This window comes from Sphingomonas sp. JUb134 (assembly GCF_004341505.2).
Taxonomy (GTDB): domain Bacteria; phylum Pseudomonadota; class Alphaproteobacteria; order Sphingomonadales; family Sphingomonadaceae; genus Sphingomonas.
In genome coordinates this window covers 859699-884924 of record NZ_SLYP02000001.1, presented here as the reverse complement: position 1 = coordinate 884924, position 25226 = coordinate 859699, and the positions used below count along the sequence as shown (strand labels likewise).

General features: G+C 63.7%; 14 protein-coding genes and 11 pseudogenes. 17 read left to right on the top strand and 8 right to left on the bottom strand.

Annotated features, from left to right (window positions below; all coding sequences use genetic code 11):
• Positions 1-207 precede the first annotated feature (207 nt).
• Positions 208-543, bottom strand: a pseudogene (locus EDF69_RS04135) (transposase); the annotation flags it as partial.
• Positions 544-607: 64 nt separating this feature from the next.
• Here EDF69_RS04135 and istA (EDF69_RS04130) point away from each other — a divergent pair.
• The 12 genes and pseudogenes from istA (EDF69_RS04130) to EDF69_RS04075 form a co-directional block, all read left to right on the top strand.
• Positions 608-2095 (top strand): IS21 family transposase, encoded by a 1488-nt coding sequence (gene istA / locus EDF69_RS04130; RefSeq protein ID WP_132884630.1) that lies wholly within the window; start codon positions 608-610, stop codon positions 2093-2095.
• A gap of 14 nt (positions 2096-2109) precedes the next feature.
• Positions 2110-2943, top strand: a complete 834-nt coding sequence (gene istB, locus EDF69_RS04125) for an IS21-like element helper ATPase IstB (RefSeq protein WP_204991410.1) — start codon at positions 2110-2112, stop codon at positions 2941-2943.
• 77 nt (positions 2944-3020) lie between these two features.
• Positions 3021-3686, top strand: a complete 666-nt coding sequence (locus tag EDF69_RS04120; protein ID WP_132884597.1) for an enoyl-CoA hydratase-related protein — start codon at positions 3021-3023, stop codon at positions 3684-3686.
• Between the two features lie 24 nt (positions 3687-3710).
• On the top strand, positions 3711-4880 hold the full coding sequence (locus EDF69_RS04115; protein ID WP_132884596.1) for an acyl-CoA dehydrogenase family protein: 1170 nt from the start codon (positions 3711-3713) through the stop codon (positions 4878-4880).
• Positions 4769-6622, top strand: coding sequence for an FAD-binding protein (locus EDF69_RS04110; protein WP_204991312.1), 1854 nt, complete (start codon positions 4769-4771; stop codon positions 6620-6622). The genes EDF69_RS04115 and EDF69_RS04110 overlap by 112 nt, the downstream gene beginning before the upstream one ends.
• Positions 6623-6646: 24 nt before the next feature.
• Positions 6647-7882, top strand: coding sequence for a CaiB/BaiF CoA transferase family protein (locus EDF69_RS04105; protein ID WP_132884595.1), 1236 nt, complete (start codon positions 6647-6649; stop codon positions 7880-7882).
• Positions 7879-9492 (top strand): GMC family oxidoreductase, encoded by a 1614-nt coding sequence (locus tag EDF69_RS04100; protein ID WP_132884594.1) that lies wholly within the window; start codon positions 7879-7881, stop codon positions 9490-9492. Before EDF69_RS04105 ends, EDF69_RS04100 begins: the two co-directional genes overlap by 4 nt.
• Positions 9493-9506: 14 nt before the next feature.
• Positions 9507-10472 carry a D-2-hydroxyacid dehydrogenase gene (locus tag EDF69_RS04095; RefSeq protein ID WP_132884593.1) on the top strand — a complete coding sequence of 322 codons (966 nt, stop codon included), beginning with the start codon at positions 9507-9509 and terminating at the stop codon, positions 10470-10472.
• A gap of 65 nt (positions 10473-10537) precedes the next feature.
• Positions 10538-11908 carry a carbohydrate porin gene (locus tag EDF69_RS04090; RefSeq protein WP_132884592.1) on the top strand — a complete coding sequence of 457 codons (1371 nt, stop codon included), beginning with the start codon at positions 10538-10540 and terminating at the stop codon, positions 11906-11908.
• Between the two features lie 315 nt (positions 11909-12223).
• Positions 12224-12735 (top strand): annotated as a pseudogene (locus EDF69_RS04085) (transposase); the annotation flags it as partial.
• A gap of 67 nt (positions 12736-12802) precedes the next feature.
• A complete protein-coding gene (locus EDF69_RS04080; RefSeq protein WP_204991311.1) occupies positions 12803-13831 on the top strand; it encodes an IS110 family transposase in 1029 nt (342 codons plus the stop codon).
• 204 nt (positions 13832-14035) lie between these two features.
• Positions 14036-14362: pseudogene (locus tag EDF69_RS04075) on the top strand (DDE-type integrase/transposase/recombinase); the annotation flags it as partial.
• Positions 14363-14576: 214 nt separating this feature from the next.
• On the opposite strand, the pseudogene EDF69_RS04070 reads toward EDF69_RS04075, so the two are convergent.
• Positions 14577-15873: pseudogene (locus EDF69_RS04070) on the bottom strand (IS110 family transposase).
• 154 nt (positions 15874-16027) lie between these two features.
• Here EDF69_RS04070 and EDF69_RS04065 point away from each other — a divergent pair.
• The 4 genes and pseudogenes from EDF69_RS04065 to EDF69_RS04050 form a co-directional block, all read left to right on the top strand.
• Positions 16028-16366 (top strand): annotated as a pseudogene (locus tag EDF69_RS04065) (integrase core domain-containing protein); the annotation flags it as partial.
• 118 nt (positions 16367-16484) lie between these two features.
• Positions 16485-16883, top strand: coding sequence for a hypothetical protein (locus tag EDF69_RS04060; RefSeq protein WP_204991310.1), 399 nt, complete (start codon positions 16485-16487; stop codon positions 16881-16883).
• A gap of 60 nt (positions 16884-16943) precedes the next feature.
• Positions 16944-17455: pseudogene (locus tag EDF69_RS04055) on the top strand (transposase); the annotation flags it as partial.
• Positions 17456-17522: 67 nt separating this feature from the next.
• Positions 17523-19124, top strand: coding sequence for an IS110 family transposase (locus EDF69_RS04050; protein WP_204991309.1), 1602 nt, complete (start codon positions 17523-17525; stop codon positions 19122-19124).
• 88 nt (positions 19125-19212) lie between these two features.
• Here EDF69_RS04050 and istB (EDF69_RS04045) read toward each other — a convergent pair whose 3' ends face one another.
• From istB (EDF69_RS04045) to EDF69_RS04035, 3 genes and pseudogenes are all read right to left on the bottom strand, one after another.
• On the bottom strand, positions 19213-20046 hold the full coding sequence (gene istB, locus EDF69_RS04045) for an IS21-like element helper ATPase IstB (RefSeq protein WP_204991410.1): 834 nt from the start codon (positions 20044-20046) through the stop codon (positions 19213-19215).
• Positions 20047-20060: 14 nt separating this feature from the next.
• Entirely contained in the window at positions 20061-21548 is a 1488-nt protein-coding gene (gene istA / locus EDF69_RS04040) for an IS21 family transposase (protein WP_132884630.1), read from the bottom strand.
• Between the two features lie 301 nt (positions 21549-21849).
• Positions 21850-22188, bottom strand: a pseudogene (locus tag EDF69_RS04035) (integrase core domain-containing protein); the annotation flags it as partial.
• Positions 22189-22341: 153 nt separating this feature from the next.
• Here EDF69_RS04035 and EDF69_RS04030 point away from each other — a divergent pair.
• A pseudogene (locus tag EDF69_RS04030) lies at positions 22342-23635 on the top strand (IS110 family transposase).
• Between the two features lie 213 nt (positions 23636-23848).
• On the opposite strand, the pseudogene EDF69_RS04025 reads toward EDF69_RS04030, so the two are convergent.
• The 3 pseudogenes from EDF69_RS04025 to EDF69_RS19860 form a co-directional block, all read right to left on the bottom strand.
• Positions 23849-24175 (bottom strand): annotated as a pseudogene (locus tag EDF69_RS04025) (DDE-type integrase/transposase/recombinase); the annotation flags it as partial.
• A gap of 204 nt (positions 24176-24379) precedes the next feature.
• Positions 24380-24616: pseudogene (locus tag EDF69_RS19530) on the bottom strand (IS110 family transposase); the annotation flags it as partial.
• Between the two features lie 363 nt (positions 24617-24979).
• Positions 24980-25126: pseudogene (locus EDF69_RS19860) on the bottom strand (STN domain-containing protein); the annotation flags it as partial.
• Positions 25127-25226 lie beyond the last annotated feature (100 nt).

Here is a 25226-nt window from a genome sequence, read left to right as displayed (position 1 = left end):
ATGATGTCTGCGGGAGGTGAGTGAAAGATGGCCTGACAGTCGACCGGTGTCCCGGAACCCTATGGCTAAAAATGGCACTCGATGCCGGCCCCTTTATGAGGACCAGGACGCGCGGATCTCCATCTTGGCCAACAACCTCGTGTTGGAAGGCCGGATACGTTTTCGCAGACTGCTCAGAACATCAGACACAAACCGCTTGCCGACGGGGCGAGCCATACGTTTTACCCGCAGGCTCGATGCCGTGCGGTGCGCCTTCAGGTAGGTGGCGTCGATCATAACCGTCTTCGGCTCGGCGCCTGCCGCCGCCAACCCTTCCATCATCCGCGTGAACACGCCTGCCTCACCCCAGCGCTTCCATCGGTTGTAGAGCGTCTTGTGTGGCCCATAGGCGCTGGGCGCATCTCGCCAGCGCAGCCCATTGCGGTTGACGAAGACGATGCCGCTCAGAACCCGTCGGTCATCCACCCGCGGCCGGCCGTGGCTCTTGGGAAAGAACGGCTGTGAAGGGCGGTGACAAACCAGGCCACAGGACCGCCGGCGCAGTGCCGTCGGGGGCGGAGTAAAATCCGGCCAGTTGGTAAGCTGCTCCCTTTGCGGAGCGGCGGGGATGTTTGTCGTGGAGAGCTACGCAGCGGTCAGACGGTTTGTATTTGTCGAGGGGCATAGTCGCCGGGAAGCGGCGGAGGTGTTCGGGCTGAACCGGGATACGGTACGCAAGATGTGCCTGTATTCGGCGCCTCCTGGATACCGCCGGACGAAACCTCCGACCAAGCCGAAGCTCGGGACGCTGCTACCGGTTATCGACGCAATCCTGGCAGCCGACCGCGAGGCGCCGGGCAAGCAGCAGCACACGGCCAAGCGGATCTTTGAGCGGCTGCGCGACGAGCATGGCTATACGGGCGGCTACACGATGGTGAAGGACCATGTGCGGCTGTGCAGGGCCCGCGGGCGCGAGACCTTCGTGCCGCTGGCGCACCCGCCGGGGCATGCACAGGTCGACTTTGGCGAGGCGGTCGCGGTCGTCGGCGGGGAGCGGATGAAGATCCACTATTTCTGCATGTCGCTGCCGCAGTCGGATGCCTGCTTCTTCAAGGCGTATCCGCGCGAGACGACCGAGGCGTTTCTTGACGGGCACGTGTCGGCATTCGCGTTCTTCGGGGGCGTGCCGCTGTCCATCCTCTACGACAACACAACCATCGCCGTGGCAAAGATCTGCGGCGATGGAACGCGCGAGCGCACACGCGCCTTCACCGAGTTGGTCAGCCACTACCTGTTTCAGGACCGTTTTGCGCGTCCAGCGCGAGGCAACGACAAAGGCAAGGTCGAGGGGCTGGTGAAGTTTGCGCGCAACAACTTCATGGTGCCCGTGCCGGTCGCTGCCAATTTCGATGTCCTGAACGCCAGGTTCGAGGAGTCCTGCCGTACGCGCCAGGGCGAGCATGCCGGTCAGCACGCGCAGACCATTGCCGAGCGGCTGGCGGCAGACGTATCGGCATTGCGCACGCTGCCGTCCGTACCACTGGAGCCATGCGAGAAACGCGCGGCGCGCGTGTCGTCGACCGCGATGGTGCGCTACCGGACCAACGACTATTCGGTGCCGACCGCGTACGGCTACCGCGACGTGATGGTGAAGGGGTTCGTCGACGAGGTCGTCATCATATGCGCGGGCGAAGAGATTGCCCGGCACGCGCGTTGCTACGACGAAGGCGTATTCGTCTCCAACCCACTGCACTATCTCGCGCTCATCGAGACCAAGCCCGGTGCGCTCGACCAGGCGGCAGCCCTTCAGGACTGGAACCTGCCGGACATCTTCCAGCATCTGCGCCACCTGCTCGAGGCCCGGATGGGCAACAAGGGTAAACGCGAGTTCATCCAGGTGCTGCGGCTGCTCGAGGCGATGCCGCTTCCCATCGTCACGGATGCCGTGACCGAGGCAGTCCAGTTGGGCGCACCTGGTTTTGACGCGGTAAAACTCATCGCGCTGGCGCGTATCGAGCGCCGTCCGCCGCGCCTGGATTTAGCGGCGTATCCGCACGTGCCCAAGATGGACGTCAAAACGACGTGCGCGGCCGACTATGCGGTGCTGGCAGCATGACGGACAAGGACGCCATGCCGGTGGGCACGACCGCAGGTACGCCACAGGTGCTGCTCGCCCATCATCTCAAACAACTCAAACTGCCAACCGTTCTGCGCGAGTACGAAAAGGTCGCGCGCGAATGCGCGCAAGGCGGGGTCGACCACACGCGCTACCTGTTGCGGCTTATCGAGTTGGAGCTCATCGACCGCGAGCGCCGGACCATCGAGCGACGGATCCGCGCAGCCCGTTTCCCGGCTGTGAAGAGCTTCGACACCTTCGAGTTCACCGCCATCCCCAGCCTGAACAAGATGATGGTGGTCGAGCTCGCACGGTGCGAATATATCCTGCGCCGCGAGAACGTCATTGCGCTCGGCAACAGCGGGACAGGCAAGACGCATGTAGCCCTCGCGCTCGGCCTGGCGGCTTGCCAGAAGGGCTTCACAGTCGCCTTCACTACCGCGGCCTCGCTGGTGAACCAGTTGATGGAGGCGCGAGACGAGCGACGGCTGCTCAAGCTCCAACGCGAGATGGCGGCCGTGAAGCTGCTCGTCGTCGATGAACTCGGCTACGTCCCGTTGTCCCCGACCGGCGCCGAACTGCTCTTCGAGGTGCTGTCGCAGCGCTACGAGCGCGGCTCGACCATCATCACCTCCAACCTGCCGTTCGAGGACTGGACGCAGGTGCTCGCCTCCGAGCGGCTGACCGGCGCACTGCTCGACCGGCTCACCCACCATGCCACCATCCTGACCATGAACGGCGACAGCTATCGCCTCAAGCAGTCCACCGGACGCAAACGTCGCGGGGCGGAGCAAAACCAGGCCAGTGCCCTGTCCGACCCGGACACCGGTGAGATATTATCTTCCTGACCATCAGGCCGAGGACGGCAACGATATGAAAAGGGCCCCGATCGGGGCCCTTTTCATATCGTCAGCGCGCGCCTCAAGTGGCCTGCTTTTACTCCGCCCCGCTGGCCTGGTTTTGCTCCGCCGTTGACAGCGGCGAAAATTTCTGCGCGGGCGCTGACCTCAAGGAATTCGGACGCCGCAGCGATCCGGCCGTGGCCGAGGCGCATTGCCGCAACGGCCATGCCATGGCGCTCGCCCTCGTCGAACTCGACAAGCCGCTGATCGCGGCCATCGAAGGCGCATGCCTTGGGGGTGGCTTCGAGATCGCTTTGTGTTGCCAGATGCGCATCATCGCCGAGGGCGCGCGTCTGGGCTTGCCGGAAATCAATCGCGGTGGTTTTCCCGGGACTGGCGGGATCCCGCTGCTCGAGCGGTTGCTTGGCGCAGCGCGCGCCTATCGCTGGCTGGCCCGCGGTGAGATCTATCCGATCGGAGCTGCGGAAACCCAGGGCATAGTGGACGAGGTCGTTCCGACCGGCGCTGCGCTCGATGTGTCACTTCGCATTGCAAACGAACTGGCCGCGCGTCCGGTACATTCGATGCGCGCGGTGACCAAGCTCCTGCACGACGATTTCCGTCGAGAGTTCCGCGCGTATCTCGAAAGAGAACGCGCGCTCTACGTCGCCATCTATCAAACCCAGGATGCCGCAGAGGGGTGGAACTCCTTCCTCGAGAAGCGCCCCCCGCAGTGGCGCCACATCTAGGCTAAATCTTAAAAGGACAAGAACATGCACCGGGAGCAGGAAATACAAGCCGATTTGCGGCCTTATCTGGGCGACGACCAGATCGCCTTTCGCACCAGTGTCGATGGCTTCCTGAGCCGGCATGCGACGCCGGATTATGTTCGCGAGTGCGACGAGCATAAACGCTTTCCCCAGCAACTCGTCGACGGCATGGCCGAACAGGGCTATTTCGCCGTCACGCTGCCCGAGGAGCATGGCGGCGTCGGCGGATATCTCGACATGGTCGCGATGCTCGAGGTGCTCGGTTATCATTCGGTCGCTCTCGCGCGCTACTGGAACATGAACGTGAACATGGTCGGCGGGGCGCTGGCCCGGTTCGCGTCGGACGAGATCCAGCGCAAGACCCTGCCGCTGCTCGCCCAGGGCAAGGCCTTCTTCGCCTTCGCGCTCAGCGAGAACGGTTCGGGCTCGGATGCCGCCAGCCTGACCACGTCGGCCCGCCCAGACGGCGACGCCTATGTCATCAACGGCACCAAGATGTGGATCACCGGCGCGCTGCAGGCCGACTATTTCCTCGTCGCCTGTCGCACTGACCCGGATGCCAAGCCGCATGACGGGATTTCCCTGTTCCTCGTGCCCAAGGATGCGGGCGGCATCACCATCAATCCGATCGACATGCTCGGCGGCCATGCCATTCGCACCTGCGAGGTGGTCTTCAGCGATGTCCGTGTCGCTGCCGACATGATGGTCGGCCCACTCCACAAGGGGTGGCGCCAGCTCAGCACCGTGCTCGCCAAGGAGCGCGTGGCGCTCGGCGCGATCTGCACCGGGGCAGCGCAGGCGGCCTACGATCTGGCGAGCGGATATGCGGTGGATCGCCACCAGTTCGGCCGTTCGATCACCCAGTTCCAGGCGATTTCGCACAAGCTCGTGGATGCCAAGACGCTGGTCGATGCCAGCCGGTTGCTGGTGCTGCGGGCTGCGCGCCTCCTGGCTGATGGCGAGCCCTGTTCGGCGCAGGCGTCGCAGGCCAAGACGTTCGCATCGGACGCCTATGTCCAGATCGCCACCAACGGCCTGCAGGTGATGGGCGCCAACGGCTATTGCATGGAATTCGCGATGCAGCGTCACTTCCGCGAATCCAAGCTTTTCCAGATCTTCGGCGGCACCAACGAGATCCAGCGCAACATCGTCGCGCGAGACCTCTTCTCCTGACCTTTATCGCAGAGAGCGACATGACCCAGCTTCCACTTGAACTCATCACGATCAAGACCGACGTCGTCGTCGTCGGCGGGGGCGGTGCGGCTTCGCGCGCCGCGCTCTCGGCGCGCCAGGCGGGCGCCGACGTCCACCTCCTCGCCAAGGCGCCCTTACGAACCGGCGGCAGTACGGTTCATGGCGCCAGCGAGATCATGTCCATGGGGGCCGCCGGATATGGCGACCGCAAGGACAGCGCGGAGGTGCATTTCAACGACACCATGCGGGCGGGGCAGGGTTTCATCGATCCCGCGCTGGTTCAGGTATTGGCGGAAGATGCGCCCAAGCGCATTCAGGACCTCATCGACCTCGGCGTCCAGTTCGATCGGTTGCCGGCGCAACCCGAAGAGCAATCCACCGATTACAAACTGATCCGCAGCGACTTCGGAACCTATGGTCGCGCAATGGGCGTGGGCGGCCGCACCGGCAAGGCCTTTGTCGACGCGATCAGCGACGAACTGGTGCGGACCGGCGTGCATGTCGACGCGCCCGTGATGCTGATCGATCTTGTCCGCGATCGGGACGGCGCGATCAGCGGTGTGCTCGCCTTCGACGGCGAACGACAGCGGCTGATCCACTATATCGCGCCGGCCGTGGTGCTCGGCACCGGCGGCATGCATGGGGCCTTCCAGCAGCAGGTTTCGACCGCCGAAATGAGCGGCGACGGTCAGGCCATCTGTCTCCGGCACGGCGCCGAATTGGTCAATCTCGAATTTCATCAGTTCGGACCGGCGCTCATCCATCCTTACGTCCAGCTCTTCAGCAAGTCCTGCTTCATCCTCCACCCCGAGATCACCAACAGCGAAGGGCACGCGTTCTTGCGCGATTATGTTCCCGCCGACCTGTCGGTCGAGGAGGTCCTCGACGAGAAGGTGTTTCCCTTCACCACCACCAACGCATCTCGCTATCTCGACATCGCGATCGCGCGAGAGATCAACGAGGGCCGGGCCGGGCCGCATGGCGGTGTTTCCCTGTCATTCGCCCATATCCCCGAGGAGCGGATCACTGCCGTGATCCCCAACACCGCCAATTGGATGCGTGAGCGCGGCCTCGATGTTCGCACCGGCCAGTTCGAGGTCGGCATCGCTTTCCAGTGCATGAATGGCGGCGTGCGGATGGTCGATACCGATGCCCAGAGCACGATTCCGGGCCTCTACGTGATCGGCGAGCTTGCCGGCGGGGTCCGCGGGCCCGACCGGCCGGGTGGCAACTCGCTGGCCGAGGGCCAGGTCTTCGGCCACCGCGCCGGCGCCGCCGCCGGGCGCCGCGCGGCCGCCGCCAAGGCTTCGGACGCGGCGACGCTCGATGCTAGCCTGGAAGGCATTGCCGCATCGCTCGACGGCGGCACCTCAAACCCGGACCTCGATGCGATTGAAGGATCGATCCGCACGGCGATGCAGCGTCATTGCCTGGTCGAGAAGGATGCCGCCGGCCTCGAGAAGGCCAGATCGATCATCGCATCGGCGAGAGACGCTCTGCGAGATGCGCGCTTCGGCCCGCAGACCCTGCTGAAAGGGCTGAGCCTGCGCAATATGGCGCAGATCAGCGATCTCGTTCTCGACGCGTGCCTTGCCCGCACGGAAACGAGAAGCGGCCATTATCGCACCGACTATCCCGAAACCGATGACGAGCATTACCTCGGCTGCTTCGTATGGAAGCAGGAAGGGGATGCCGTCGAGCGCGACTGGAAGCGCTTCTAACAAAAATCTGGAGAGGAAATCGCAATGGCTTCGCAGCTCCCGCTGTCGGGATACAAGATCCTCGATCTCACCGTCATGACCGCCGGGCCCGTCGGCACCATGCTTCTCGGTGATATCGGCGCCGACGTGATCAAGGTCGAGGAGATCGAAAAGGGCGAACTGTCCCGCAACATGGGCACTGTCTTCGCGGCCGGCGAGAGCAGCATGTTCCTGTCGCAGAACCGCAACAAGCGCAGCATCCGACTCGACCTCAAACAGCCCGCCGGCCGGGATGCCTTTCTCGCCATGGCACGCCATGCCGATGTCATCACGGAGAATTTCCGGCCCGGCACGGTCGACCGTCTCGGTATCGGTTACGAGGCGGTCAAGGCGGTCAATCCGCGGATCATCTATGCCAGCGTGTCCGCCTTCGGCCAGACCGGCCCTTATGCCCATCTCCCCGCCAACGATCCCGTCGTCCAGGCGCTGAGCGGCGTCATGGCGATGACCGGAGAGGCGAACGGACCACCGGTGCGGATCGGGACGCCGTATCCGGATTTCGGGGCAGCCGCCCTCCTGGCCTATAGCGTCTGCGCGGCGCTGCTGCATCGTGAGCGGACCGGCGAGGGGCAGAAGCTGGAACTCTCTCTCCTCTCCGGAACCATCTTCAGCGCGATCCCGCGTGATGGCGAAACACTGCGAACGGGCGAAGCGCCGCCGCGCCTCGGCAGCGCGCATCCGACGTTCGTGCCGTATCGCAACTATCGCGCCGCCGACGGGCACTTCTTTTTTTTGGCGTGCTTCACCGAGAAATTCTGGAGCGCGCTCTGCAAGGCGATCAAGCGTCCTGATCTGGCGAGCGACACCCGCTTCGCCACGAACGTGGCGCGCTGCGTACATCGCGCCGCGCTCGACGCCGAGCTTGAGGCGATCTTTGCGACCCGCCCGGTCGCGGAGTGGCTCGCGCTGCTCGCCGAGCATGAGGTGCCCGCCGCCCCGATCCAGGATCTCCACGACGCTCTGCGCAAGGATCCGCAGGTCGCGCACAACGGTACGGTCGTCACAGTTCAGCATCCGACCGCCGGTGCCATCGAAATGCTCGCGCATCCGGTCGATTTCAAAGGCACGCCGGCCAATTACCGCCGTGCGGCGCCCTTGCTGGGCGAGCACAGCGCGGAGATCCTGACCGAGTTCGGCCTCGACGCCGCCGCGATCGCGACGCTCGAACGCTCCGGCGTCGTCCATGGCCATGTTCCGCTCGAGAAAGATAAAGTCGCATGACCTACGACTATATCATCGTCGGCGCCGGGTCGGCGGGTTGCGTGCTTGCCGACCGCCTGACCGAGGACGGTCGCTCCAGGGTCCTTCTCATCGAGGCGGGCGGCCGCGACACCCACCCGATGATCCATGTCCCCGCAGGCTTCCTCAAGCTGCTCGAGCATCCGCGGATCACATGGCGCTACAAGACGGCGCCCGATGGCGACACCGGCAATCGCGAGATGAACTTTCCAAGGGGGCGGGTGCTAGGAGGATCGAGCTCGATCAACGGCCTGCTCTATGTCCGTGGGCAGCCCGAGGATTATGATCACTGGGCGCAGCTTGGCAACAGCGGCTGGTCCTGGTCGGATGTCGAGCCGCATTTCAGGCGCTGCGAGACATGGCTGGGCGGCGCGAGCGAGGAACGCGGCCACGAGGGACCGCTCTGGGTCGATCACCTGACCGAGATACCGCAGACCTGCGAGGTGATCGCCCAGGCTGCCCGCGAGACCGGGCTGCCGTTCCTCGAAGACATCAACCTCCATCCCCGCGAGGGCTTCGGCTATTACCAGCAGACCCGCCGTGGCCGCTTTCGCGCCAGCGCCGCGCGAACATTTCTCGCCCGCGCGCGCGGACGGTCCAACCTGCGCATCCTGACCGGTGCGAGCGTCCTTCGCATCCTGCTCGACGGCAAGCGAGCAACCGGCATCGAGCTGCGTCATGATTCGGGCCAGACGGAAAGGATCGAGGCTTCCGGCGAAGTGCTGCTGAGCGCGGGTGTCGTCGGATCCCCGCAGATCCTGATGCTGTCGGGGATTGGCGATCCGGAGCATCTTCAGGAGCATGGCATCACCGTGCAGCATGCGCTTCCGGGCGTCGGCGACAATCTGCAGGATCATTATGTCGTCCGTTCGACTTATGAACTGCAGGGTCTGAGCACATTGAACGAGCGAGCGCGGGGTTTGAGGCTCCTGTACGAGATTGCAAAATATGTGGGGACGGCATCGGGTATCCTAACCTACAGCGCGGCCCTCATGGGCGCCTTCGTGCGGACGCAGGAGACTTCTGCGACCCCCGACGTCCAATATGTGATCGCGCCCGGCAGCTTCCGCGCGGGACAGCTCGGCGCGCTGGACGACTTCCCCGGCATGACGTGCGGAACGTGGCAGATGCGACCGCGCAGTCGCGGTATGGTCAGGCTGCGTTCCAGCGATCATCGCGACGCGCCGGTGATCCAGCCCCGCTATCTGTCGGACGCTTTCGATCGCAAGGTAGTGGTCGACGCCCTGAAGTTCGCGCGGCGGCTGTCACGTGCGCCAGCGCTCGCGGGACATCTCCAGCGGGAGATGCTGCCGGGCGATCGGGTGCAAAGCGACGACGAATTCCTCGATTACGCCCGCAGCAACGGGACGACGGTCTACCATGCCGCCGGGACCTGCAAGATGGGAACCGACGACCTTGCGGTGGTCGACCCGAGCTTGTGTGTCCGCGGCCTGGCCAATCTCAGGGTGATCGACGCGTCGATCATGCCGACGATCACATCCACCAACACCAATGCGAGCACGCTCATGATCGCCGACAAGGCGGCACGGCTGGTGCTTTCGAACCGCGGCACTTTTTCGCTCGCCGCATGAACCGAGAGGCCTGAATGCAAAAGATCGTTTTTCTCGATCGCGAGACGATCGCCCCAGACGTCACCATGCGTCCGCCGGCTCTCGAGCATGAGTGGATCGAGCATCCGCATACGCCGCCTGGGCTTGTTCGTGATCGGCTGGCCGGCGCCACGATCGCGATCACGAACAAGGTGAGTCTCGACGCGGATACGCTGGCGCAGCTGCCTGACCTGCGTATGATTGCAATCGCGGCGACCGGCACCGACAATGTCGATCTCGATTATTGCTCGGCGCACGGGATCGTCGTTTCCAACATCCGGGGCTATGCCACCGCGACCGTTCCCGAGCATTGCTTCGCACTCATCCTGGCACTGCGGCGCAGCCTGATCGGCTATCGGGAGGCGGTTCGCGACGGACGCTGGCAGCAATCGGGCAATTTCTGCTTCTTCGACTATCCGATCGCCAACCTCCAGGGTCAGACCATCGGCATCATTGGCGAAGGCGCATTGGGCCAGGCTGTCGGGCATCTGGCTGAGGCATTCGGCATGCAGGTCCTCTATGCAGCCCACAAGGGCCGCAACGACATGGGCGATCCCTTCACGCCTTTCGACGAGGTTCTCGCCCGGAGCGATGTCCTCACCCTGCATTGCCCACTGATCGAGGCGACCCGCAACCTGCTCTCGGACCGGGAGTTTGGGCTCATGCAGCGCCATCCGATTGTCATCAACACCGCGCGCGGCGGGCTGATCGACGAACAGGCGCTCGTTCGAGCCATAACAGAAGGCCTGATCGCCGGAGCCGGAATCGATGTCTGCGCGGTCGAGCCACCGCCCGCCGACCACCCCTATATGGCGCTGCTCGACAGACCAAACTTCATCCTGACGCCTCACATCGCATGGGCCGGCCATCAGGCGATCCAGTATCTCGCCGATCAGGTCATCGACAACATCGAAGCCTACGAGGCCGGAGCGCCCGCGAACCTTGTCTCGTCGCCACCCTGACGATCGTCGGAGGCCAGCGCGACATCAGTAGCGAAGCGCCAGGGTAAAAACAAAGGAGGGGATCAATGTTCTTTAGCATGGCGCTTGCGCTGACGGCGCAAGCGGAAGGAGACGTGCGTCCAGCCGCCGACCGGGCGGGTTCCGTTCAGAAGAATGAGCGGGCCGCAGAACCAGCTGTTCCCAAGCCAACGAAGGTGCCGGAGATACCGACCCAACCCGTCAGGCCTACTCGCGATGATCCTCATCTTCTGGGGTCATGGGGCGGTATACGGCCGGCTTTGATCGATCACGGGATCACGCCGCGGGTTGTTTACCTCAGCGAGACCGCGGCAGCTCTAGACGGTGTCAGCCGCCGCGACGCGGCCAATGCGACGCAGTTCGCCTTCGGCTTCACGGCGGACCTGCAAAAGCTCGCTGATCTTCCCGGTACGTTCCAATTCGCGATCAACAAGCGAAGCGGCCCTCGCCTGGATGACCTTACCGGCGTTCACCTTCTGCAATTCTCGCAGGAGACCTGGGGGCGTGGGCGGATCTGGCGGCTTGCGCAGGCATGGTATCAGGTCAGCCTAGGTAAATGGACTCTAAAGGCTGGACGCACCGCGCCCAACGAGGATTTTAATTCCGCGGCCTGCGACTTCCAAAGTCTCTATCTTTGCGGAACTGCCAGCGGACACATCGCTGCGGATTACTGGTATAACTATCCATCGAGCAGCTGGGGCGGTCGGATCAAATATGCGCTGCGGTCGGATCTCACATTGCAGGCTGGGCTCTATCAGGTCAATCCGCTCAACATCGACCCGAGCGGGCGGGGATTCAACCTAAACTTTTCCAGAGGCACAGGTGTACTTGCGCCGGTTGAGATCGCTTTTACGCCGAAGCCCGGCGGCCAACCAGGTCTTTATAAGGCGGGTTTTTTCTTCAGCAATGCCAGAAGGCCGGACGTGGTACTCGACACGAATGGCGACTATCGCGCCCTCACCGGCGCCGCAGCGCTCATTCGACGCGAGCAGTGGGGCCTGTTCGGCAATATCAAGCAGCAGCTTCAGTCCCCCCGACCCGATGGCTCTCATCGACTGAGCCTTTTTGCAAATGGGACCTGGATTAGTAATCAAACCGAGACCCTCGCAGGCAAAGTTGCTGGTGGGCTCCAATACACCGGCCTCGTACGAGGCCGGCCGATCGATGAGCTCGGGATCGGTATTGGCATGGGCAAGGTTAACGACCGGCTCTCACGATTGCAGCAGTTGCTAAAATACCGCGGGTTTGCGGGCACCGTGGTACAGTCCACGGAATACACCGTAGAGCTATATTACGGCATCAACATCGTCGAAGGCCTAGTCATTCGTCCTAATGTGCAATACACGATTCAGCCAACCGGTGACGCTCATCGCTCACCTCTGACCGTTCTCGGTCTGAAGACGGTTGCGACCTTCTAAGCCACGCTTCGACGCTTGCCACTTAATGTAACGGCTAGGTCAAGCACTGTAGAGTAAGCCGTTCTTGCGGCCCGATATAGTCGTCGAAAATAATTAGGGCTAGCTGTAAGTACGCGGCCTCGGAAGACCGGTCGACCGCCGATAAAAGAAAGCGGCCGCCTCAACGAGGCAGCCGTTAGGTGGGAGAGGATGCCTGAAAGGCGTGACGCTGGTACGACCGAGTTGTCCTAACGTCACTGACATGCTCGACCCTGAGCTGCCGCCTTCTGAGTGGTCCATCGACTATGACAGTCTGGATCAAGGAAGGGACGACGAATGCCTTCGAAGAAGCACAAGCCCGAGGAGATTATCGGGAAGCTGCGTGAGGTTGAGATCATGCTGGGCCAGGGCGGGACGACGGCTGAGGCGTGCCGGCGGATCGCGGTCAGCGAGCAGACCTATTACCGCTGGCGCAAGGAATATGGTGGCCTGAAGACGGATCAGGCTCGGCGGATGAAGGATCTGGAGAAGGAGAACGCCCGGCTTCGGCGTGCGATTTCGGATCTGACGCTCGACAAGCTGATCTTGCAGGAGGCGGCAAAGGGAAACTTCTGAGCCCCGCACGGCGCCGGCGCTGCATCGATCATGTCCGGGACGTGCTGGATGTATCCGAGCGGCGGGTGTGCCGCGTGCTCGGCCAGCACCGGTCGACGCAGCGCAAGGTGCCGTGCGGGGCAGATGACGAAGAGGCGCTGACCGAGGACATCATCGCTTTGGCCAGGCAGTACGGCCGTTACGGCTATCGCCGGGTGACGGCACTGCTGCATGCGGCCGGCTGGTCGGTGAACCACATGGCGTAATCAGGAGCGGTGCTCGTTGGGATAGCCTGTCGTCCCCTGAAGAGGAGGACGGAAGATGACCTGCTATGTTGGCCTAGATGTGTCGATGAAGGAGACCGCGATCTGCGTCGTGGACGAAACGGGCGATCGCATATGGGACGGTAAGTCGCGAACGGACCCGGACGCTATTGCGGCCGTGCTGGCGCGGAGGGCCGCAGGAGCCGTGAGGATCGGTATCGAGACGGGCCCGATGACCGTGTGGTTGTGGCACGCATTGACCGAGCGAGAGCTGCCGGTGGTGTGTCTTCATGCCAGGCATGCTGCGGCAGCGCTGAAGCTGCAGATGAACAAGACGGACCGCAACGACGCGTTTGGGTTGGCACGGCTGGTCCGCTCGGGCTGGTACCGGCCGGTCGCTGTTCGCTCGATGGATACGCACCGGTTGCGTGCGCTCCTGATCACGCGAGACCAGCTGGTCGGCATGAGCACCGCGCTCATCAACAAGATACGCGGCCTGGCGAAGACTTTCGGCATTCTGGTCGGACCCGGAAAGGGTGGCACCTTCGAACGTCAGGTCCGGGCAACGCTGCCGGACGATCCGGTGGTCGCCGCACTGTTCGAGAGCCTACTGGCGATGCTGAGCACATTGCGGGAGCAACAGCTTGCCATTGCCAAGCAGCTCGGCCGGGTTGCCCGGCAAAGCGGCGCCTGCCGCTTGATGATGACGATGCCCGGCGTCGGACCGCTGACGGCCGTCAGCTTCATGACCACCATCGAGGATCCTCACCGGTTCCGACGCTCGCAGGATGTCGGCGCCTATCTCGGTCTCACTCCGCGTCGCTACCAGTCGGGCGAGGTCGACATCAACGGCCGCATCTCCAAGTGCGGAGATCGTCTCACCCGCAAGCTGCTGTTCGAAGCGGCCAATGTCATGCTGTCGCGGACCTCGCAGGCGTCGGCGCTGAAGGACTGGGCTGCCGCCATCGGCCGGAGATCGGGCTTCTGGAAGGCGCGCGTTGCGCTGGCCCGCAAGCTGGCGGTGATCCTGCACCGGATGTGGATCGACGGGCGAGGCTTTGACCCAAAGGTGACTGCCATGGCCTGATATCTGCTTTCCGAGCTGCCGCCCCGCCAGGGTGCGGCCACGGCCATCTCGTGACCCGCTTCGTGACCATCTGGAACACGGGAACCACATCGAGAGGCCGGCGATCTGGCGCCATGCTGAGGCTGGACCCGTCCTGACCTCGAAGACGACAACGATGCGCAAAAGAAGATCGACTACGAGCACCTTGGCAAACGGCTTGACCGATTAGACGATAAGCGTGTGGAGCGGATCTGGCGACGCGAGGGGTTGAAGGTGCCGCAGCGGCAACCGAAACGAGGCCGGTTATGGCTCAACGATGGGTCCTGCATCCGGCTGCGGCCGGAGTATCCGGGGCACGTCTGGGCCTACGACTTTGTCGAGGCGCGGACGCACGACGGACGCAAGTTCCGCATTCTGACCATCATCGACGAGGCGAGCAGGGAATGTCTGGCGCTGGTTGTGGCACGTCGGCTCCGCCACGAGGATGTGCTTGCGGCACTTGCCGAGCTGTTCATCGAGCGGGGTCCGCCAGCGCATATCAGGTCCGATAACGTCCTATGTCTGGAAGCAGCGGCGGGTTTTGGCCAGCAGATATCCATGCGCCGACAACCATCGGCGCGGCATGCAATCTGAGCCAGATGGCTTCCACCGTCAACGGGATCGCTCCCTGCCATAGCAAACACAGGATCCAGCGGCGCCGGGGCGGCCGTGGTCCTCACCATCCTTAAAACGAGATACGCACCCAGGTGGAAGGCCCGAACATTATCTACAGGGTCGCTCGACGAGCGCCCTCACGGCACTTGCAGAGAGGGGTCCTTCCACCTGGCATCCGACCGTTCGAGGAACGGCCGGTACTCTGTCCCCGTCTTGACGACGGCGTGAGCCACGCGCGCCATCTTGGCGGTGAGCGCCGTCATCGCCTTGCGGCGACGGTCGGCATCGTCCGCGTGCCCGGCGGTGTACCGTCCGAGCTTGTCACGGAAACTGTTGTCGCGCTGACGCGCGGCGACCTGGGCAGCCATCCAGAAGGTGCGGCGCAGACGCGCGTTGCCGTACTTGGACAGCTTGGTGCGGCCACGAAACGTGCCTGACTGGCACGTTGCGAGATCGAGGCCGCAGAACTTCAGGAACTGTCGATGATGGTTGAAGCGACGCAAATCACCGGCCTCGGCCAGAATGGTCAGCGCGTTAATCGGACCAATGCCCGGAATGTTGCGCAGCAGCTTATAATCAACATGCTCGGCCAGCCTGTCATGGGCAAGCCGCTCTATCTCGTCACGCTGGTGGATGAGGCTGCGTCCCTGCGCGATGACCATGCGGAACATGGTAATTGCTGCCGAATCCTCCGGGACCGGCAGAGCCACCGAAGCGCAGGCCGTTTCGTATATGTCATTGACAAGACGGGCCTTGGAAACCTTGCGGCCGATGAGAGGCCAGGCAGCTGCCGAGAATGCCCCAGCGTCGAGCGCGGTGATGCTGGCAGGAGTGGGGAACCGCTCGATGAGCGCGAGAAACCAGTCGGACCGGCTGTTGCCTGCGAAGCGGGCGATCTCGGGGAAGTACAGCGGCAGGTAGTGGGTCAGGATGCGGTGCCAGGTCTGCGTCTTCATCCTAGAGATCGTTTCGTGGGTCTTCGAGAGTTCCTGCAGGTCATTGATGCCCGCGGCGAGAGGATCGACGTAGCGCTGCGTCGCACCGATCCGCAGCATGTGCAGGATGACCTGCGCGTCCTTGGGGTCGTTCTTGTCCCAGCCATTGTGCAGCGCCTCGCGCGTTCTGGCGAGCGCGACCGACGAGATGAGGCGCAGCTCGAACCCTGCCGTCAGCAGCCGATGTGCCAGCGTGCGATGGTAATTACCCGTCGCCTCGAACCCGACAATGATAGGGCGCCCGATGGCAGCGAGTTTTTCGGCAAAGCCGTCATAGTCCTGCCTGGTTGCCATGACGGTCATCCGCCGGCGCCGGCCGCCTTCCGGTCGCTCGATGAGAACCTCCTGCCGGCTCTTGGACATATCGATAGCTACCAGCACGGCGCCGGCAGGCGTAGAGGTGAGCTTGGTCATGGTCGGTCAGCCTCCAAAGTGTTGTCTCGACAACCTCACTTTAGATACCTGCTGACCGGTCATGGCTTGCCCTGATGAAGCCTGCGGCCGCTACGCGGCCTTGTCTTCATCAGGGCCATAGCGGCTCCCAAACCAGCGCTTCCCAATGTGCTATGGCAGCGAGTTCATCGCTACCGCCGTCCAGGCCTGGCTCGGGCAGATCGGCGTGAAGACGCTCTACATCGCACCGGGCTCACCATGGGAGAACGGCTACAACGAGAGCTTCAACGGCTCCCTGCGAGACGAGCTCCTAAATGGCGAAATCTTCTACAGCCTCGCCGAGGCCAAGGTCCTGATCGAGGCTTGGCGGCGCCACTACAACACCGTCCGGCCGCACAGCAGCCTCGGCTACCGACCACCGGCTCCGGAAGCGGCGACACCGCCATTGCCGGTCTCCGGCTCCGCTTCGCTCCACCTCCGACCGGCAATGGCGGCGGAGACGACAATGCACTAACTAACAATCCGGACCACCCGATGGGGGCTGCTCAATCGCGTTGCAGTTCGTGACGTTCGACGGGAGGCAGCGTGCGCTCCTCGCCGGCGAGAGCCTACCAGCGCACATTGCGACCGCAATGGACAACTTCCACAACGCGCTAACTGAGGACGAGCAAAAGGATCCGCGCTTTCGCTATCGCGTCGCCTTCGTTCCCAAGGTTACAGGCCGGGCCACAAATGCCGACCTCGCGATCGACTTCGTCCGGCCCGGATCGCCCGAGGCGCAGGCGGTCGAGCGCGTCCTGCTCAAGGAGGTCGAGCGGCAGAAGTACCTGCCCTCGCAGATCGTCGCCAAGGTGCGAGAAGCGGGCTATCCGCACTTCAATATGTACGATCACACCAAGCTCGCACAGCAGCTGGAGGCGCGAGCCCCGGCGAAGGGCTATGGCGTCGCCATCGCCAACACCTGGTACTGGTATGAAGGCTGGTTCGAGAAAGTGATCGAGAAGCTCGCTGAAGGCTGGGCTCGGCCTTGAGCTGCCCCCTTCTGAGTGGTCCATCGACTATGACAGTCTGGACCAAGGAAGGGACGACGAATGCCTGCGAAGAAGCACAAGCCCGAGGAGATCATCGGGAAGCTGCGCGAGGTTGAGATCATGCTGGGCCAGGGCGGCACGACCGCCGAGGCGTGCCGGCGGATCGCGGTCAGCGAGCAGACCTACTACCGCTGGCGCAAGGAATATGGTGGCCTGAAGACCGATCAGGCTCGGCGGATGAAGGATCTGGAAAAGGAGAACCTGCGGCTGCGCCGGGCAATCTCGGACCTGACGCTGGACAAGCTCATCCTGCAGGAGGCAGCCAAGGGAAACTTCTGAGCCCCGCACGGCGTCGGCGCTGCATCGACCAGGTCCGGGAGGTGCTGGATGTATCCGAGCGCCGGGTGTGCCGCGTGCTCGGCCAGCACCGGTCGACGCAGCGCAAGGTGCCGTTCGGGGCAGATGACGAGCTGGCTCTCACCGAGGATATCATCGCCCTTGCCAGGCAGTACGGGCGCTACGGCTATCGCCGGGTGACGGCGCTGCTGCATGCGGCGGGTTGGTCGGTGAACCACATGGCGTAATCAGGAGCGGTGCTCGTTGGGATAGCCTGTCGTCCCCTGAAGAGGAGGACGGAAGATGACCTGCTATGTTGGCCTAGATGTGTCGATGAAGGAGACCGCGATCTGCGTCGTGGACGAAACGGGCGATCGCATATGGGACGGTAAGTCGCGAACGGACCCGGACGCTATTGCGGCCGTGCTGGCGCGGAGGGCCGCAGGAGCCGTGAGGATCGGTATCGAGACGGGCCCGATGACCGTGTGGTTGTGGCACGCATTGACCGAGCGAGAGCTGCCGGTGGTGTGTCTTCATGCCAGGCATGCTGCGGCAGCGCTGAAGCTGCAGATGAACAAGACGGACCGCAACGACGCGTTTGGGTTGGCACGGCTGGTCCGCTCGGGCTGGTACCGGCCGGTCGCTGTTCGCTCGATGGATACGCACCGGTTGCGTGCGCTCCTGATCACGCGAGACCAGCTGGTCGGCATGAGCACCGCGCTCATCAACAAGATACGCGGCCTGGCGAAGACTTTCGGCATTCTGGTCGGACCCGGAAAGGGTGGCACCTTCGAACGTCAGGTCCGGGCAACGCTGCCGGACGATCCGGTGGTCGCCGCACTGTTCGAGAGCCTACTGGCGATGCTGAGCACATTGCGGGAGCAACAGCTTGCCATTGCCAAGCAGCTCGGCCGGGTTGCCCGGCAAAGCGGCGCCTGCCGCTTGATGATGACGATGCCCGGCGTCGGACCGCTGACGGCCGTCAGCTTCATGACCACCATCGAGGATCCTCACCGGTTCCGACGCTCGCAGGATGTCGGCGCCTATCTCGGTCTCACTCCGCGTCGCTACCAGTCGGGCGAGGTCGACATCAGCTTCGTCGACCTGACGCTGATTCCTTCGAGCGTGATCGAGCGGATCGAAGTGCTCGCCGACGGCGCTTCGGCGATCTACGGGTCCGACGCGGTCGCGGGCGTGGTCAACGTCCGCCTGCGCCGCGACCTCGACGGCGCGGAGACGCGGTTGCGCTATGGCTTCGCCGACGGGCTCGACGAGGTCCAGGCGAGCCAGCTCGCCGGCTTCCACTGGACCGGCGGCCGGCTCATCGCTGCCTACGAATATTATCGCCGGGGCCGGCTTGGCTCGGCCGACCGCGCTTATGCGACCGAGGACCTGCGCGCATTCGGCGGGCCCGACTATCGGCAGGATTATGCCAACCCGGCGACGCTCATCGCCGCCAACGGGCAGGTGTTCGGCGTCCCTCACGGCCAGAACGGCACGGGCCTGACGGCAGGCGATCTCATTCCCGGCGTCGCCAACCTGTCCGATGGACGGCACGACACCGACCTGCTGCCGGCGCTGAAGCGCCACTCGGCCTATGCCGCGCTCGAGCAGGATCTCGGCTCCACCTTCAAATTCAGGGCGCAGGGCTTCTTTGCCGACCGGCGGTCCTCCGCCCGCTATTTTCCGAGCAACTATGGCGGGGTCGTCGTCACCTCGACCAATCCCTTCTACGTCGATCCGCTCGGCACGGGCGAGCCCGTAACGGTTCATTACGACTTCCGGCCCGACCTTGGCCCGCCGACGCTCGACGCCCATGTCACGAACTGGGCGGGCGCCGCCTCGCTCAATGCGACATTCGGCCTGTCAACGGCGGAGCAAAACCAGGCCAGCGGGGCGGAGTAAAAGCAGGCCACTTGAGGCGCGCGCTGACGATATGAAAAGGGCCCCGATCGGGGCCCTTTTCATATCGTTGCCGTCCTCGGCCTGATGGTCAGGAAGATAATATCTCACCGGTGTCCGGGTCGGACAGGGCACTGGCCTGGTTTTGCTCCGCCCCGCGACGTTTGCGTCCGGTGGACTGCTTGAGGCGATAGCTGTCGCCGTTCATGGTCAGGATGGTGGCATGGTGGGTGAGCCGGTCGAGCAGTGCGCCGGTCAGCCGCTCGGAGGCGAGCACCTGCGTCCAGTCCTCGAACGGCAGGTTGGAGGTGATGATGGTCGAGCCGCGCTCGTAGCGCTGCGACAGCACCTCGAAGAGCAGTTCGGCGCCGGTCGGGGACAACGGGACGTAGCCGAGTTCATCGACGACGAGCAGCTTCACGGCCGCCATCTCGCGTTGGAGCTTGAGCAGCCGTCGCTCGTCTCGCGCCTCCATCAACTGGTTCACCAGCGAGGCCGCGGTAGTGAAGGCGACTGTGAAGCCCTTCTGGCAAGCCGCCAGGCCGAGCGCGAGGGCTACATGCGTCTTGCCTGTCCCGCTGTTGCCGAGCGCAATGACGTTCTCGCGGCGCAGGATATATTCGCACCGTGCGAGCTCGACCACCATCATCTTGTTCAGGCTGGGGATGGCGGTGAACTCGAAGGTGTCGAAGCTCTTCACAGCCGGGAAACGGGCTGCGCGGATCCGTCGCTCGATGGTCCGGCGCTCGCGGTCGATGAGCTCCAACTCGATAAGCCGCAACAGGTAGCGCGTGTGGTCGACCCCGCCTTGCGCGCATTCGCGCGCGACCTTTTCGTACTCGCGCAGAACGGTTGGCAGTTTGAGTTGTTTGAGATGATGGGCGAGCAGCACCTGTGGCGTACCTGCGGTCGTGCCCACCGGCATGGCGTCCTTGTCCGTCATGCTGCCAGCACCGCATAGTCGGCCGCGCACGTCGTTTTGACGTCCATCTTGGGCACGTGCGGATACGCCGCTAAATCCAGGCGCGGCGGACGGCGCTCGATACGCGCCAGCGCGATGAGTTTTACCGCGTCAAAACCAGGTGCGCCCAACTGGACTGCCTCGGTCACGGCATCCGTGACGATGGGAAGCGGCATCGCCTCGAGCAGCCGCAGCACCTGGATGAACTCGCGTTTACCCTTGTTGCCCATCCGGGCCTCGAGCAGGTGGCGCAGATGCTGGAAGATGTCCGGCAGGTTCCAGTCCTGAAGGGCTGCCGCCTGGTCGAGCGCACCGGGCTTGGTCTCGATGAGCGCGAGATAGTGCAGTGGGTTGGAGACGAATACGCCTTCGTCGTAGCAACGCGCGTGCCGGGCAATCTCTTCGCCCGCGCATATGATGACGACCTCGTCGACGAACCCCTTCACCATCACGTCGCGGTAGCCGTACGCGGTCGGCACCGAATAGTCGTTGGTCCGGTAGCGCACCATCGCGGTCGACGACACGCGCGCCGCGCGTTTCTCGCATGGCTCCAGTGGTACGGACGGCAGCGTGCGCAATGCCGATACGTCTGCCGCCAGCCGCTCGGCAATGGTCTGCGCGTGCTGACCGGCATGCTCGCCCTGGCGCGTACGGCAGGACTCCTCGAACCTGGCGTTCAGGACATCGAAATTGGCAGCGACCGGCACGGGCACCATGAAGTTGTTGCGCGCAAACTTCACCAGCCCCTCGACCTTGCCTTTGTCGTTGCCTCGCGCTGGACGCGCAAAACGGTCCTGAAACAGGTAGTGGCTGACCAACTCGGTGAAGGCGCGTGTGCGCTCGCGCGTTCCATCGCCGCAGATCTTTGCCACGGCGATGGTTGTGTTGTCGTAGAGGATGGACAGCGGCACGCCCCCGAAGAACGCGAATGCCGACACGTGCCCGTCAAGAAACGCCTCGGTCGTCTCGCGCGGATACGCCTTGAAGAAGCAGGCATCCGACTGCGGCAGCGACATGCAGAAATAGTGGATCTTCATCCGCTCCCCGCCGACGACCGCGACCGCCTCGCCAAAGTCGACCTGTGCATGCCCCGGCGGGTGCGCCAGCGGCACGAAGGTCTCGCGCCCGCGGGCCCTGCACAGCCGCACATGGTCCTTCACCATCGTGTAGCCGCCCGTATAGCCATGCTCGTCGCGCAGCCGCTCAAAGATCCGCTTGGCCGTGTGCTGCTGCTTGCCCGGCGCCTCGCGGTCGGCTGCCAGGATTGCGTCGATAACCGGTAGCAGCGTCCCGAGCTTCGGCTTGGTCGGAGGTTTCGTCCGGCGGTATCCAGGAGGCGCCGAATACAGGCACATCTTGCGTACCGTATCCCGGTTCAGCCCGAACACCTCCGCCGCTTCCCGGCGACTATGCCCCTCGACAAATACAAACCGTCTGACCGCTGCGTAGCTCTCCACGACAAACATCCCCGCCGCTCCGCAAAGGGAGCAGCTTACCAACTGGCCGGATTTTACTCCGCCCCCGACGGCACTGCGCCGGCGGTCCTGTGGCCTGGTTTGTCACCGCCCTTCACAGCGAAGATCGGGCGATCCACCTTTATCCTTTATGCCAGTCTCAAACGGCTGTTCCGGAAGCACTAGCACTGGTTGGTGCAGTCCGAATGGCGATTATGCGCCCACTGAAGCCTGCCGCGTGGCACCTGATGATGCGCCGCCGGTCAAGGATTGACAGGCTGAGCAGCCCCCACCGGGTGGTCCGGGTTGGTAGTTAGTGCATTGTCGTCTCCGCCGCCATTGCCGGTCGAAGGTGGAGCGAAGCGGAACCGGAGACCGGCAATGGCGGTGTCGCCGCTTCCGGGGCGGGTGGTCGATAGCCGAGGCTGCTGTGCGGTCGGACAGTGTTGTAGTGACGCCGCCACGCCTCGATCAGCACCTTGGCTTCAGCGAGGCTGTAGAAGATCTCGCCGTTCAGCAGCTCGTCCCGCAGTGAGCCGTTGAAGCTCTCGTTGTAGCCGTTCTCCCAGGGCGAGCCCGGGGCGATGTAGAGCGTCTTCACGCCGATCTGCCTGAGCCAGGTCTGGACGGCGGTGGCGATGAACTCGCTGCCATAGCACATTGGGAAGCGGCCCCTCGAAGGGGCGCACCGCCTTGATGAAGGCAAGGGCGCGTAGCGCCCGCAGGCTTCATCAAGGCGGTCATGATCGGCCCGCAGGTCTCTAAAGTGAAGTTGTCGACTCAACCCTTTGGAGACAGACCGACCATGACCAAGCGTAGCTCTAATCCCACCGACGCCGTGCTGGTAGCCATCGATATGTCCAAACACCGCCAGGAGGTCCTGATCGAACGTCCAGAAGGCGGACGCCGACGTCGCATGACGGTGATGGCGACAAAGGCAGATTATGATCGCTTGGCCACGGATCTTAGCGACATCGGGCGTCCGATCATCGTCGGCTTCGAGGCTACTGGTAACTACCATCGCACGCTGGCGCATCGCCTGCTGTCCGCCGGCTTCGAGTTGCGCTTGATCTCGTCCGTTGCCTTGGCTCGAACGCGCGAGGCTCTGCACAATGGCTGGGACAAGAACGATTCCAAGGATGCGCAAGTGATCCTGCACATGCTGCGGATTGGCGCCACCCAGCGATACGTCGATCCGCTCGCCGCCGGGATCAACGACCTGCAGGAGATGTCGAAAACGCACGAGGCGATCTCCAAGGCTAAGACGCAGACATGGCATCGCATCCTGACCCACTACCTGCCGCTCTATTTCCCGGAGATTGAACGCTTCGCTGGCAACAGCCGATCCGACTGGTTCCTTGCTCTGCTCGAACGATTCCCGACCCCAGCCAGCATGACTGTGCTCGGCCAGGAGACTTTCTCCCGCGAAGCATGGGACTTGGTCGGCCGCAAGGTGTCCAAAGCCCGGCTGATCAACGATATCTACGAGACCGCCTGCGCCTCCGTGGCGCTACCTGTCGACGAGGATTCCGTCTCGATCGCTATGTTCCGCATGGTGATCGCCCAAGCACGCAACCTGATCCGACAGCGCGACGAGATCGAGCGAACGGCGCATGCCATGCTGGCCGAAAACCGCGATTATCAGCTCTTGCGCATGATCCCCGGCATTGGGCCCATCAATGCGTTGACCATTCTCGCCGAGGCAGGCGATCTACGCCGCTTCAGCCATCACCGCCAGTTCCTGAAGTTCTGCGGTCTTGATCTTGCGACCCGGCAGTCCGGCACATTCCGAGGCCGCACGATGCTGTCCAAATACGGTAATGCGCGATTGCGGCGGACCTTTTGGATGGCTGCCCAGGTCGCCGCACGTCAGCGCAACAACAGTTTCCGCGACAAGCTCGGACGATACACTGCCGGGCACGCGGACGATGCCGATCGTCGCCGCAAGGCGATGACGGCGCTCACCGCCAAGATGGCGCGCGTTGCCCATGCCGTCATCAAGACGGGGACAGAGTACCGACCGTTCCTTGAACGGTCGGATGCCAGGTGGAAGGACCCCTCTCTGCAAGTGCCGTGAGGGCGCGAAAGCGACCCTGTAGATAATGTTCGGGCCTTCCACCTGGGTGCGTATCTCGTTCTAAGGACGGTGAGGACCACGGCCGCTTCGGCGCCGCTGGATCCTGTGTTTGCTATGGCAGGGAGCGATCCCGTTGACGGTGGAAGCCATCTGGCTCAGAATGCATGCCTCGCCGCTCAATGTCGGCGCATAGAGATCTGTTGACCAAATCTCGCTTTCCTTCGTGACCCAGGACGTTGTCCGACCTGATATGCGCGGGCGGACCCCGCTCGATGAACAGCTCGGCCAGCGCTGCCAGTACGTCTTCGTGTTTGAGCTGGCGCGCGACGACGAGTGCCAGGCACTCCCTGCTCGCCTCATCGATGATGGTCAGAATGCGGAACTTGCGTCCGTCATGGGTGCGTTCCTCGACGAAGTCGTAAGCCCAGACATGCCCCGGATACTCCGGCCGTAACCGGATGCACGAGCCATCGTTCAGCCATAACCGGCCTCGTTTGGGCTGGCGCTGCGGCACCTTCAGCCCCTCGCGTCGCCAGATCCGTTCCACCCGTTTATCGTCTAATCGGTCAAGCCGTTTGCCAAGGTGCTCGTAGTCGATCTTCTTTTGCGCATCGTTGTCGTCTTCGAGGTCAGGACGGGTCCAGCCTCAGCATGGCGCCAGATCGCCGGCCTCTCGATGTGGTTCCCGTGTTCCAGATGGTCACGAAGCGGGTCACGAGATGGCCGTGGCCGCACCCTGGCGGGGCGGCAGCTCGGAAAGCAGATATCAGGCCATGGCAGTCACCTTTGGGTCAAAGCCTCGCCCGTCGATCCACATCCGGTGCAGGATCACCGCCAGCTTGCGGGCCAGCGCAACGCGCGCCTTCCAGAAGCCCGATCTCCGGCCGATGGCGGCAGCCCAGTCCTTCAGCGCCGACGCCTGCGAGGTCCGCGACAGCATGACATTGGCCGCTTCGAACAGCAGCTTGCGGGTGAGACGATCTCCGCACTTGGAGATGCGGCCGTTGCCCGCGCCGCCGCCGAGCGGCGGGCGGTTGCCGTCGACCAGCGTCAGCGTCGAGGTCGTGCCGAGCCCGCGCAGGTTGATGCCGGAGCCGAAGCCGAAATTGGTGCTGCTGTTGTTGCGCACCGAGAAGCCGACCGTGCCCTCGTTCGCGCCGCCGGCAAAGTTCTGGGGCAAGGCGGCAAGGATCTGCTGGGTTGTCGCATAGCCGCTGCGGTCGATGTCCTTGCGGTCGAGCGTCACCAGGTTCGAGCCGACCGGGGTGGCGCCGCGGATGCGGGTGCCGGTGACGATGATCTCGTCCGAAGGCGCTCCCTGACCTCCCGAGCCGCCGTCGCTCGACTGGATGCGCTCAATCAGCAGGCCATCACCCACCCGCCGTGCGATGAGCCCCGAACCCGCAAGGAGCGTTTCGATGACTTCGGGCGGGGTATAGCTGCCGCGAACGGCCGGTGCGATCCTGCCGCGAAGCAGGTCTGCGGGAGCGGCAATGCTGCGCCCCGACCGCATCGAGACCTCGCGGAGCGACTGGGCAAGCGGCTGGGCGGGTAGATCGTAGCTCTGGCGTTGCTCCTGGGCGGCGGCTGCGGGAGCCAGGGGCGCAGACAGG